The sequence below is a fragment of the Stenotrophomonas sp. STEN018 genome (assembly GCF_056760235.1).
Genome location: NZ_JBRREK010000020.1, coordinates 20,108 through 32,807 on the forward strand (window position 1 = coordinate 20,108; position 12,700 = coordinate 32,807).

Annotated in this window: 9 protein-coding genes and 1 pseudogene; 4 read left to right on the top strand and 6 right to left on the bottom strand. The window is 60.6% G+C overall.

Going from position 1 to position 12,700, the window contains the following annotated elements:
- Nucleotides 1-217 precede the first annotated feature (217 nt).
- The 6 genes from ACVOMB_RS09625 to ACVOMB_RS09650 form a co-directional block, all read right to left on the bottom strand.
- On the bottom strand, nucleotides 218-1,867 hold the full coding sequence (locus ACVOMB_RS09625; RefSeq protein WP_481530966.1) for a M28 family metallopeptidase: 1,650 nt from the start codon (nucleotides 1,865-1,867) through the stop codon (nucleotides 218-220).
- 65 nt (nucleotides 1,868-1,932) lie between these two features.
- Nucleotides 1,933-3,183, bottom strand: a complete 1,251-nt coding sequence (locus tag ACVOMB_RS09630; protein ID WP_481530967.1) for an RNA polymerase sigma factor — start codon at nucleotides 3,181-3,183, stop codon at nucleotides 1,933-1,935.
- A gap of 225 nt (nucleotides 3,184-3,408) precedes the next feature.
- Nucleotides 3,409-3,765, bottom strand: coding sequence for a DUF1428 domain-containing protein (locus ACVOMB_RS09635; RefSeq protein ID WP_481530968.1), 357 nt, complete (start codon nucleotides 3,763-3,765; stop codon nucleotides 3,409-3,411).
- Between the two features lie 13 nt (nucleotides 3,766-3,778).
- A complete protein-coding gene (locus tag ACVOMB_RS09640; RefSeq protein ID WP_481530994.1) occupies nucleotides 3,779-4,192 on the bottom strand; it encodes a VOC family protein in 414 nt (137 codons plus the stop codon).
- Nucleotides 4,189-4,623, bottom strand: a complete 435-nt coding sequence (locus ACVOMB_RS09645; RefSeq protein ID WP_481530969.1) for a VOC family protein — start codon at nucleotides 4,621-4,623, stop codon at nucleotides 4,189-4,191. The genes ACVOMB_RS09640 and ACVOMB_RS09645 overlap by 4 nt, the downstream gene beginning before the upstream one ends.
- A gap of 30 nt (nucleotides 4,624-4,653) precedes the next feature.
- A complete protein-coding gene (locus ACVOMB_RS09650) occupies nucleotides 4,654-5,085 on the bottom strand; it encodes a YciI family protein (protein ID WP_481530970.1) in 432 nt (143 codons plus the stop codon).
- A 165-nt stretch (nucleotides 5,086-5,250) separates the two neighbouring features.
- On the opposite strand from ACVOMB_RS09650, the gene ACVOMB_RS09655 reads away from it, so the two are divergent.
- The 4 genes and pseudogenes from ACVOMB_RS09655 to ACVOMB_RS09670 all read left to right on the top strand — a co-directional run bounded on the left by ACVOMB_RS09655 (nucleotide 5,251) and on the right by ACVOMB_RS09670 (nucleotide 12,536).
- On the top strand, nucleotides 5,251-5,625 hold the full coding sequence (locus ACVOMB_RS09655) for a YciI family protein (protein ID WP_481530971.1): 375 nt from the start codon (nucleotides 5,251-5,253) through the stop codon (nucleotides 5,623-5,625).
- A 30-nt stretch (nucleotides 5,626-5,655) separates the two neighbouring features.
- Nucleotides 5,656-5,751: pseudogene (locus ACVOMB_RS09660) on the top strand (DUF1187 family protein); the annotation flags it as partial.
- Nucleotides 5,752-5,877: 126 nt separating this feature from the next.
- Nucleotides 5,878-8,985 (top strand): TonB-dependent receptor, encoded by a 3,108-nt coding sequence (locus ACVOMB_RS09665; RefSeq protein ID WP_481530972.1) that lies wholly within the window; start codon nucleotides 5,878-5,880, stop codon nucleotides 8,983-8,985.
- A 521-nt stretch (nucleotides 8,986-9,506) separates the two neighbouring features.
- Nucleotides 9,507-12,536 carry a TonB-dependent receptor gene (locus ACVOMB_RS09670; RefSeq protein ID WP_481530973.1) on the top strand — a complete coding sequence of 1,010 codons (3,030 nt, stop codon included), beginning with the start codon at nucleotides 9,507-9,509 and terminating at the stop codon, nucleotides 12,534-12,536.
- The last annotated feature ends 164 nt before the right edge of the window (nucleotides 12,537-12,700 follow it).

Consider the following 12,700-nt stretch of genomic DNA (forward strand, 5'->3'; position numbering starts at 1 on the left):
TGTATGTGGGGAGCCCCGACCCTCACCCCAAGCCCTCGCCCGAAGGGAGAGGCACCTGTAGTGCCGAGCCATGCTCGGCAGGGGCACTACCGTAGCGCCCGAAGGCACGGCAGCGCTGCGCGCTGCGCAAAAGCTTCCCTCACCCCAACCCCTCTCCCGTGAACGGGAGAGGGGCTTCAAAGCATTCAAAAGCTTCAAAAGCCTGGAGCTTCGCGCCTTACTTCCGCTCAGCTGAACTCGCATCACGCGTCGCACGGAAACTTTCTTCCGGGCTCCAGTTCGGCCAGTCGCGCGAGTTGGCCAGCTTCTCACCCAGGGTGTACAGCACTTCCAGGTCACGTGCGGCGCCAGCGAAGGTCCAATCGGCCTGCCACTCATCGCCCTGCTGGTGGTAGCGCTTGGCGGTGTACTCGTCGGAGGCCTTCTTGCCAGCGGCTACGCCACCGTCAATCCAGTCCTGCCCCGCCCCGTAGGAAAGCGCAGGCACGCCGCGCTTGGCGAACGGGAAGTGATCGGAGCGGAAGAACAGGCCGGCTTCCGGTTTGGTGTCCGGGGTGTAGCGGATGTCCCAAGCCTTGGCCACGTCCTTGAGCTGGTCCAGCAGCTCGACCTTGGCCGTGCCGTAGATACCGAAGTCGCGCGACGGGCTGTACGGCGACATGCCGTCCATGTTGATCACCGCCACGGTCTTGGCCAACGGATACAACGGATTGCTGGCGTAGTACTCCGAGCCGAGCAAGCCTTTTTCTTCCGCTGTTACGGCGAGGAACACCACCGAACGCTGCGGCTTGGGCTGGGTGGCAAAACCACGTGCAAGCTCAACCAGTGCGGCAGTGCCCGAAGCGTTGTCCATCGCGCCATTGAAGATGCGGTCGCCGCGTGCGTCCGGCTCGCCCACGCCGATGTGATCCCAGTGACCGGAGTAGATAATGGTTTCGTCCGGATGGGTGCTGCCTTCCAGGCGTGCGACCACGTTGTGCGAGGTGATGACTTCGTTCTTGACCTGGTAGTTGGCCGAGAAGGTTTCGCCCTTCAGCTCCACCGGCTGGAAGTCACGCGACTGCGCCTGCTTCTTCAGCGCTTCGAAATCCAGACCGGCGCGCTTGAACAGTTCCACCGCCAGGTCGCGCTGGATCCAGCCTTCCAGCGCCGGGTGCGCTTCGGCCGGGTTCTGCCGGACCACATCGAACATGGTGTTGGTATTGGAACCGGCCACCGTCGCCCAGCCATAGGAAGCCGGTGCGGTTTCGTGGACGATCAGCACGCCGGCCGCGCCCTGGCGCGCGCCCTCTTCGTACTTGTAGGTCCAGCGGCCGTAATAGGTCATGCCCTTGCCGTCGAAATCGCCGGCGCCGGTTTCAAAATCCGGATCGTTGATCAGCACCACGGCGATCTTGCCCTTCAGGTCCACGCCCTTGAAGTCGTCCCAGTTGCGCTCTGGTGCCTTGACGCCATAGCCCAGGAACACCAACGGTGCGTTGCTGATATCCACCGCGCTGGCGCCGTTCATGGCCGCACGCACGGCGATTTCCTGGCCCTGGGTCAGCGTCTGCGGCTTGCCCTGGCTGCTCAGCGACAGCACCGGCTTGCCGACGATATCTCCCTTGAGCAACGGCACGGCCTGGGTCCACAGGCGCTTGCCGTCCTGCAGGTCACCGCCCGGCTGCATGCCGGCAGCGGCGAACTGCTTGCTCAGGAAAGCGATGGTCTTGTCCTCGCCGGCGGTCGCCGGGGAGCGGCCTTCATAGGCGTCTGAGGAAAGCTCGCGGACGTCGGCCGAGATGCGTGCACCATCAAACTTGGGCGGGGCAGCCATCAAGGCCGTGGATACCGACATCGCCAACAGGCTGATTACGACTCGTTTCACGCAGTACTCCAGTGGTAAGGCAACCTTTGGAGTGTAGCCAGCCCAGCACGCTGATGTGCAGTGTCTTATTGCAGGGTTGCCGCACGACCCAGCAGCGCCTCGCGCTCGCGCGCATTGCTGCTCAGCTCAGCGGCCTGCTCGAATGCCTGCCGCGCTTCGGGCACACGCCCAAGCCGCGCCAGCAGATCGCCGCGTACGGCCTGCAGCGGCGCATAGCCCTGCAGCTGCGGGTCATCGATCAACGCCTGCAGCAAGCGCCAGGCCGGTGCCGCGCCGTGGGCTTGCGCCACCGCTACCACGCGATTGAGCTCCACCACCGGTGACGGCATCACCTCGGCCAGACGCGCATACAAGGATGCAATGGCCTGCCAATCGGTCTGCTCGGCCTGTCGTGCGCGTGCGTGACAGGCGGCGATACCGGCCTGCAATACGTAGACATCGTCGGCCCCGCCCAGTTCTATTGCCTGATCCAGCGCGGCTTGGCCGCGCGCGATCTGCAGCCAATCCCAACGGCTGCGGTCCTGATCCAGCAATAGCACCGCCGAACCATCGGCGGCGACGCGCGCTCGCACCCGTGATGCCTGCAACTCCATCAAGGCCAGCAGGCCGAGCACCGATACCGTGTTGGGCATCAACCCGGCCAGCACCTTGCACAGTCGCAGCGCTTCTTCGCATAGCGCCGGGCGCATCCAGTCCTCGCCACTGCTGGCGGCGTAACCCTCGTTGAACACCAGATAGACCACGTCCAGCACCGACTGTAGCCGCCCGGAAAGTTCATGCAAACGCGGCACTTCGAACGGCACCTTGCGCTCGGCCAGCAGGCGCTTGGCACGGACGATGCGCTGGGCGATGGTCGGCTCTGGCAGCAGATAGGCACGGGCGATTTCGGTAGTGCTCAAGCCGCATAGCAGACGCAGGGTCAGTGCGACCCGTGCATCGGCTGGCAATTCCGGATGGCAGGCGACAAATACCAGCCGTAGCAGGTCGTCACCGATGTCATCAAGATGGTCGGACTGATCCGCACCCATGGCGTAGTCCTGTTGCTCGTCGATAACCTGCGCCTGCCGCTGCGCATGCAGGCGCCGTTGCCGCAGCCGGTCGATCGCGCGCCGCTGTGCGGTGGCCATCAACCAGGCGGCGGGATTGTCGGGAATGCCTTGCTTGGGCCAATGCTCCAATGCCGCGACCAGCGCATCCTGCGCAAGTTCTTCGGCGCTATCCAGGTCGCCGAGCATGCGTGCCAAGCGCGCTACCAGGCGCGGCGACTCCATGCGCCAAAGGGTGTCCAGCAATCGTTGCAGCTGTGGGTCGGTCATAGGGCGCGATCAGAGCATCGCGCCGCGGTCGCCGCAAGTGACAAATAGCTGCTTTTGTAGGAGCGGCGTGAGCCGCGAAGCTGGAGATACTTCATGCCTGGGCGCTTTCATTGCTCATGCACGAAGCAGCGCAAAGACTACCCCTCCCCAACCCTCCCCTCCGCCTTCGGCGCAAGGGAGGGGGCAGAGCCCGCCTTCCCTGCTCGAAGGGGAGGGAGCGACGCCTCACAATTGCACGAAAGGCTTGAACCCACCCCAGAACATGCGCTTGCCATCAAACGGCATGTTCTGCGGCCCCATGCCGGCCAAACGTGGATCGGCCATCGCCTTGGCGTTGACCTTGTCGCGGTGCGCGCGCGAACGGAACACAACGTAGGCGAAGACCACCACCTCGTCCTCCTTCAGCTTCACCGCCTGCGGAAACGAGGTGCGCTTGCCCGGCTTCACGTCCTCGGCCACCGCTTCGACATAGGCCAAGGCGCCGTGCTCTTTCCACACTTTTCCGGCCTTGCGCGCGATGCGTTTGTAGTCATCTATTTTCGCGCTGGGTACCGGCAATACATATCCATCCACGTAAGCCATGATCGTCTCCTGGTTATTGGCCCGGCTCGCCATCCATATGGGCGATTTCCCACAGGTGGCCATCCAGATCCTGGAAGCCGCGTTGGTACATGAAGCCGTAATCACGCGCCGGCATCGGTTCGCTGCCGCCTGCAGCCAAGGCCTTGTCCACCAACTCATCAACCGCCGGCCTGCTGGCCGCCGACAAGCAGGTGATCACCTCGGTCTGCCTGCGCGCATCGCTCAGCGGTTTGGTAGTGAAGGTCTGGAAAAACGGCTCCACCAGCAGCATCACGAAGATGCTGTCGCTGATCACCATGCAGGCCGCGTTGTCATCGCTGAACTGCGGGTTGAAGCTGTAGCCCAGCGCCGCAAAGAAGGTTCTGGATGCCGGCAGGTCACGCACCGGAAGGTTGACGAAGATCATCTGCGGGTTGCTCATGCTCAGCCCCCCGCCGGCATCGGCTTCATGCAGTTGACCATCCACGGCTTGCCGTAGCGGTCCAGCAACATGCCCCAGCGGTGCGCCCAGAAGGTTTCGGCCAAGGCCATCTGTATCTGCCCACCTTCGGCCAAGGCTGCAAATATGCGCTCGGCTTCGTCGATGCTGTCCACGTCGATGTTGATTGTGGTCGCACTGGGGCCGGCGCCTTGCGGACCGTCGGCGGCCATCAGCGTCGCGCCCTTGGCTTCCAGTTGGCAATGCGCCACCCAGTCCAGGGTTTCCACCGGCATCTCGCCGCAGCCTTTCATTTCATCGTTCATCGGCATATCGCGGTAGTGCATTTCCGATACCACACTGCCGCCCAGCACCTTGGCGTAGAAGGCCATCGCCTCGTGGGCCTGGCCGTTGAAGCCCAAAAACGGAATCAATTTCATTGTCCTGCTCCTGCTGCTCTGGGTTGGGGTTCAGTTGTTGCGCTCGATCTGCTCGCGTAGACGCTGCTCCTGCGCCTGCAATTCCGGGGTGAAGGCCGCACCGAAATCTTCAGCTTCAAAGAACGGCCGGATCTCCACTTCCACAGCACTGCCGTTGGTTGGGGTGAACGGCGCCCGTTTGAGCCATTCCACTGCCTCGTCCAGCGAGCGCACCTGCCAAAGCCAGAAGCCGGCGACGAGCTCGCGGGTTTCGGCAAACGGGCCATCAATGACGCTGCGGCCTTCAGCTGAAAAACGCACCCGCGCCGCATGCGAAGTGGGCTTCAAACCCTCGCCGGCCAGCATGAGGCCGGCCTTGACCAGTTCTTCGTTGAAGGCTCCCATCGCCGCGATCTCCGCCTGCGTGGGCATGACCCCGGCCTCGGTTTCAGGAGAGGCTTTCACCAGCACCATCACTTTCATCGCTGTACTCCGTTGCAGGCGGCATGCCCGCTACACAACAGGTACGACGAAGCACAGTGGGAAACCTCGACACGCTTGCGTGGCCATTTTATGAACCCGTTCATGCGGCAACGCAGCAGGTTCGATACGACATGATGTGCGCCTCCTGTGCGTGAGGCTGGACCCATGAAGTTCATGTTGTTGATCTACATCGACCCGCAACTGCTGCAGACCTTGCCCAGCGACGACTACGACGCGCTGATGCGTGGCTGCCTGCAGCATGCCGATGCCCTGCAGGCGCAGGGCACGCTGTTGATGTCACAGCGCCTGCAGTCAGCAGCCAGCGCACAGACCCTGCGCAGCCGTCAGGGGCAGTCGCGGATCATCGATGGTCCGTTCGCGGAAACCCGCGAAATCCTGGCCGGCTTCAACCTGATTGAGGCCGCCGACGCCGATGAGGCCATGCGCATCGCCAGGCAGTTCCCGTGGACGGCTTACGGCAGCATCGAGGTGCGGGCGGTGGATGACCTGGATGCTGAGAGAAGTCGCCTTCGTTTGTGACTTCCGAGCCGAGCGCCCAAGCAGCAGGTCACTACTTCAGCCAAAAATCGGGGCGGCGCGCCAACCAAATGGACCCATTACCATTGTCCCTTGACATTCAACGCGATGATTTTTAAAGAAAATTAATTTTTCTTCGAAAAATTTAATGAATGGCTATTAACTTTCATGCGTAACTAGCGTTATCTTTCGTTTACCTGGAATTTAGGTATCTAACTTGATGCCTGCCAGTGGACACCCTTTTCGGAGAGAGAGATGACCCATCGCAAGACCATTCAACGGGCTGCTTTGAGCGCTGCCCTGACCCTATGCCTCGCCGGCGGCGCCTATGCGCAGAGCACCACCGGTAGCATCTACGGCACGGTTCCATCGGCCGAAGCTGGTACCACCGTCCAGGTCACCAACAATTCCGGCTTCTCGCGCACGGTAACGGTGGGCGCTGACGGCCGCTACAACATCAGCTCCCTGCCGATCGGCAACTACAAGATCAACGTGCAGCGCGACGGCCAGATCATCGGTACACGCGACGTGTCAGTAATCGTCGGCGCAGGTACGGATGCCTCGTTCGCCAGCAGCGGCGGCAGTGCATCCACACTGGAAACCGTCAATGTCACCGCTACCGCTGCTGCAGCCATCGATCTCACTGCCGTGGATACACGCACGGTGATTACCGCCGAACAGCTCAAGCGCCTGCCAATCGGCCGTACCGCTGAAGCTATCGCCATGTTGGCGCCAGGCGCCGTTGGCGGTGCCGGCGGCTACGCCGCACTGGCCAACCTGGTTTCGTTCGGCGGTGCCGGCGCATCGGAAAATGCGTATTACATCAACGGTTACTTCACCGGCGAGCCGCTTTCCAATCTGGGTGGCTCGGGCCTGCCGTTCGTCGCTGTTGCCCAGCAGGAAACCTACACCGGCGGCTACAGCGCCAAGTATGGTCGCTCCGATGGTGGTGTGATCAACCAGGTCGGCAAAAGCGGCACCAATGAATGGCAGTTCGGTGCGCAGATCGATTGGGCACCGAAGTCCCTGCGCTCGCGCCGCGACGACCTGTACCTGCCTGACATCGATCTGTCGCAATACAACTCCAATCCCAACCTGCCGTCGACCTGCGGTACCGCCAAGAACGAAAAATGCGAATGGGGTTACTCGGATCCGAGCCTGGCAGGCACCAAGTACCAGAGCGGCAAGGGCGTGGAATTCGGCTCTACCCGCTACAGCGGCTACGTAGGTGGCCCGATCGTGCAGGACAAGCTGTTCTTCTTTGCAGGCGGTGAGTGGTACAAGACCGACTCGGTGACCAACCCGAACACCTTGGGCAACCCTCGCAGCATCCATGCCGAGGACGACAACTCCAAGTACTACGTCAAGATCAACTGGAACATCAACGACAACAACCTGTTGGAAGCAACGTGGTTCCAGCAGAACGATGACTACAGCGGCAACTACCGCGCGTATGACCTGGGCAGCTTCACTGAAGGGGCAAAGCTTGCCACCGTACCTACCCCGATCATCAAGGAAACCGATTATCGAGTCCTGAAGTACACCAGCTTCCTGACCGACAACCTGACCTTGAATGCCACCTACGGCACCAGCGATTTCACCAACCGCCAGGTCAATCCCAGCATCCTGCCGAACACCCCCTATATCGCCGGTTCGGCGTTCCAGAACCCCGCTGCCAACGGCGGCAAAGAGGTGAAGAACATCCAGGGTGGCTATCAGTCCATTGATGCGAAGGACAAAACCCGTGGCCTGCGCGCCGACCTGGAATGGGTGGTGGGCGACCACACCCTCAGCTTGGGCGTGGACAACATCAAATTCGAGGCCAAGAACGAAGGCACCTCACAGGTTGCCGACTACTGGGAATACCGGAAGGCCAGCAGCGGATCCACCAACATCTCGCCGTCGCTGGGCGTAGGTGCACCCGGCGGTGACGGCTACTACGTGCGTCAGTTGAAGTATTTCAACAACACCAGCATGTCGCTTGACCAGAAAGCCTGGTATCTGGAAGACCGCTGGAAGGTGACCGAGAACCTGTTGCTCTCGATCGGCCTTCGTAACGATGAATTCACCAACAAGAACGACGCTGGCCAGGCCTACATGGATGCCAAGGACCAGTGGGCTCCGCGCCTGGGTTTCAGCTGGGACGTAATGGGTGATGCCTCGCTGAAGGTGTTCGGTAACGCCGGCCGCTACTTCCTGGCAATGCCCAACAACGTTGCAATCCGCGGCGCATCGGCTTCTACCTATACCTATCAGTACTACACCTACACCGGGATCGATGCCAGCGGCCTGCCCACCGGCCTCGGCGAGATTTCTGGTCTCAACGGCGCACCCGCACCGGGCCCGGTATCGTCCAACGGTGAATATGGCGTGCCGATTGATGTGCTGGCCTTTGCGCCGAAAGACATGAAAAACATGTACCAGGATGAGTACATTCTGGGCTTCGAGAAGACCTGGGGTGCCGACTGGGTTTACGGCGCCAAGTTCACCTACCGCGACCTGAAGTCATCCATCGACGACATCTGCGACAGCGGCAAGATCGTCGACAAGCTCATTGCCAACAAGATCGACCCGGATTCGGTTGAAGTAGCAAGCTGCTACATGTTCAACCCGGGCGGCACCAACACCTTCAGCCTGAAGAACGTCAATGGTTCCGGCCGCACCGAAATCAAGATGAGCGGCTCCGACTGGGGCTTCGAGGAAGGCGTCAAGCGCACCTACAAGGCAATTGACCTGTACCTGGAACATCCGTTCGACGGCAAGTGGGAAGGCCGCGTGAACTACACCTACAGCAAAAGCGAGGGTAACAACGAAGGCCAGGTGAAGTCCGAGTTCGGCCAGACCAACATCTCCAAGACCCAGGATTGGGATGCTGCCGAGATGATGCGCTTCGCCAACGGCTACCTGGCCAATGATCGCCGCCATCAGCTGAAGATGTTCGGCAGCTATGCCATTACCCCGGAATGGATGGTGGGTGGCAACATCCGCGTGATGTCCGGCTCACCGATCAGCTGCCTTGGTTACTACAACCCGGACGGTGGCATCAACGAAGGCACTTCGGCCGGCGATCCGATCGGTTATGGCGCCGCTTACCACACCTGCCTGGGCAGCATTGCCAAGCCGGGTGCACGCCGCAACCCTTGGACCAAGAACATCGATCTGGCAGTGACGTACCGCCCGTCGTACTTCGACGAAAAGGTTACTTTCAGCATGCAGGTATTCAACGCCCTCAATGAGCAGAAGGTGACCCAGGTGGATGTGACTTCGGAAGAAGACGCGTTCACGGTATCCAACACCTACATGGTGCCGATCGCCCGTCAGAGCCCGCGATATGTGATGTTCTCTGCCACGTACGACTTCTAAGAAACACCAGTTGCCAGAACCAAGCGGCCCCTGATCGGGGCCGCTTCTCTACAGCCCCGGCCATCTCGCAGAACCGAACTGCTGTCCCGGTATCTGATGAGTTGTACCCGTCAACCATCCGTGGCCCACATCACTGCGCCGAAACAACCGGACCCTGTGTTGATGGGTTCTGACTGCAACTGATTTGAACCTGCTGTGGCCATCCATTCCCCAGTGGTTCGGGCGACCAACAAGATTGCTCTCTGACACGTGACTGACCCCGGCCTTGGCCGGGGTCTTTTTTTTCCGCAAACGGCCCATAGCAGCACCGAGAGCAAGTGAGAGTAACGAAAATGAACGGGGGCAAACTCTCAATCTCATAATTTTATTGATACTTATCAGTTACTTGAAATTGGTTACAGCTGATATTGCAAATAGCATCCAAGTGAAATTAATATTTCGTTCAGCTGTAACGAAAACTTCATTTCTGTGCAGCGTGGTTGCAACAGCAGTTTGCTAAATCAATGAAACAAGGAAATTTGATGACCCGCAGCACAAATGTCACCCGGCTCAAGCGCACCGCGCTGGCCATTGTCCTCACCTCCGTCATCGGCGCCGCCGCTGCCCAGAGCACCACCGGCTCCCTGTTCGGCAACGCCCCTTCGGCAGCCGGCGCCACCATCACCGTCCAGAACGAGTCCGGCCTCAAGCGCAGCGCAGCGGTTGATGCCAATGGCCGCTACAACCTCGGCTCGCTGCCGGTGGGCAAGTACTCTGTCAGTTTGGAGCGCGATGGCCAGATCGTCGACAAGCGCGAGAACGTGCAGCTGCGCGTCGGCGCTGGTACCGAGGTCTCCTTTGGCGGCGAAGGTGCAACCACTCTGGATGCAGTGACCGTCACCGCGGCCAACATCCCGAAGATCGACGTCAGCAACACCGTTTCCAAGTCGGTCATCACCTCCGAGCAGCTTGATGTGCTGCCACTTGGCCGCAGCGCTGAAGCCATCGCACTGCTGGCTCCGGGCGTCGTTGCAGGCAGTGGCCAGTTCACCAATGGCTCGCGCTCCGTGCTGTCGTTCGGTGGCTCCAGCGTCACCGAGAACGCGTACTACCTCAACGGCTTCAACGCTTCCAACCCGTTGAACAACCTGGGTGGCATCAGCCTTCCCTACGGCTCGATCGACCAGCAGGAAACCTACACCGGCGGTTACAGCTCGCGCTACGGCCGTTCGACCGGCGGCGTGCTCAACCAGCTGGGCAAGCGCGGCACCAATGAATGGCATTTCGGCGCGCAAGTAACCTGGGCACCAGACAGCTTGGCCGCCTCCCCGCGCGATATCAACTACCCGAACTACGATCTGCCCGACCGTTACGGCTATATCAATACCACGCGCCCTGGCACGCTCTATCGTTACCGTGACGGCGACACCGCAACCCGCACCACCTACAGCGGCTACGCCAGCGGTCCGCTGATCGAAGACCGCCTGTTCATCCACGTTTCCGGTGAATCGGACAAAACCGACGGTGTCTCGACGGCCAACCGCGTCGCATCACAGCAGGTGCGTAACCACTACAGCTACAGCGCGCCGAAGTTCTACGGCAAGATCGACTGGAACATCAACGACAACAACACGTTGGAGTACACGCGCTTCCAGACCACCGATCGCCAGGCCGGTTACCACAACTCGTTCGACTACGCTGACCTCTCCGAAGGCGGCCGTGCCGGCACCTATGCCGACACGATCAAGATCAAAGATGACTTCGACATCTTCAAGTACACCAGCTACATCACTGACGACCTGACTCTGAGTGCCGTCTGGGGCCGCAGCAAGGAAGTGAACCTGCAGACCAACCCGGGCAACTCGGCCAATCCGTACCTCAGCGGCGTGGCCAACCAGAACCCCGCCGCCAACGGTGGCAGCACGATCCGCAACGACCAGGCCAGCCTGTACACCAAGGCAGACGACGCTGGCAGCAAGACCCGTGGCCTGCGCGTGGACCTGGAGTACCGCATCGGCGACCACCAGCTGACCGGTGGTATCGACAACATGTACTTCAATGGTATCAACGAGGGCGAACACGTCACCGGCCCGGGTTACGCCTGGATCTATTCCAAGTCGCGGTCCCCGAGCTCAGCCATCTCTCCGGCACTGGGTGTCGGTGCGCCGGGTGGTGATGGTTACTACGTCTCCAAGTACATCCTTTCCACCACCACCAGCATGTCCGTCAAGCAGAAGGCCTACTACCTGGAGGACCGCTGGCAGGTGACGCCGAACTGGCTGCTGACCTTGGGTGTGCGCAACGACAAGTTCACCAACTACAACAGTGCCGCGCAGCCTTACGTTGACAGCGGCGACCAGTGGGCTCCGCGCCTTGGCGCAACCTGGGACGTATTCGGTGACTCCTCGCTGAAGGTATTCGCCAACCTGGGCCGCTACTACCTCGCCCTGCCGAACAGCGTCGCCATCCGCGGCGCCTCTGCATCGACCTTCACCTACGAGTACTTCAACTACACCGGCATCGACGCCAACGGAAACCCGACCGGCCTGACCGCGCTCGGCCCGGGCGCTGTGTCCTCCAACGGCGAATATGGTGCGACCCCGGATCCAGCATCGGTGGCTCCGACCGACCTGAAGTCGCAGTATCAGGATGAGCTGATCCTCGGCTTCGAGAAAACCATCGGTTCGGCTTGGAACACTGGCGCCAAGTTCACCTACCGTCGTCTGCAGTCGGCCATCGACGACATCTGCGATCCGGACAGTATGTTCGCGAAGCTGGAGTCGATGAACATCGACACCTCCAACCTCGACGTACCGCATTGCGCGATCTTCAACCCGGGCAAGACCAACACCTTCCTGGCCAAGCACCTTGATGGTTCAGGCTACACCTCGTTCCAGATGAGCGGCAGCGACTGGGGCTTCGGCGGCAACAAGGCCAAGCGTGACTACATCGCGATTGATCTGTTCCTGGAGCACCCGTTGTCCAACAACTGGTACGGCCGCGTGGACTACACTTGGTCACGTAACTTCGGCAACACCGAGGGTCAGGTGAAGTCGGATATCGGTCAGGATGATGTCTCCAAGACACAGGACTGGGACGGCTCGTACCTGATGGAGTACGCCGGCGGTTATCTCGCCAACGATCGTCGTCACCAACTGAAGGGCTACGGCGCCTACCAGTTCAACGACGAATGGACCGCGTCGGCCACGCTGCGGATCATGTCGGGTATGCCGAAGAGCTGCCTTGGTTACTACGGTGCCAACGAAGGTGATCCGATGGGTTACAGGACCGCCTATCACTATTGCGCAGGCCAGCCCTCGAGGCCGGGTGATGCCGGCCGCCAGCCGTGGACCAAGCGTGTTGACCTGGGTGTGATGTATCGCCCGGCCTTCGCCGACCACAAGCTTGCCTTCAGCTTGGATGTCTTCAATGTCCTCAACGAGTTGAAGCCCGTCCAGTCCGACGCCAAGTACAATGCTGACAGTCCGTACACCGTTTCCAACACCTATGGCATCGGCACTTACTACACCGCGCCGCGCTCAGTGCGCCTGTCTGCGTCCTACGACTTCTAAGCGCACGCCGAGCAACAACACAATCTCCCTGTAATGAAGTAATTGAGACCCCGGCCTTGCGCCGGGGTTTTTTTTGCAGCGATACCAGCAACACCGCGAATAACTGTACCCAAACTCGCGGATACAACGGCAAAGCAAGTTCATCTTCAAACATTCCGTCACTT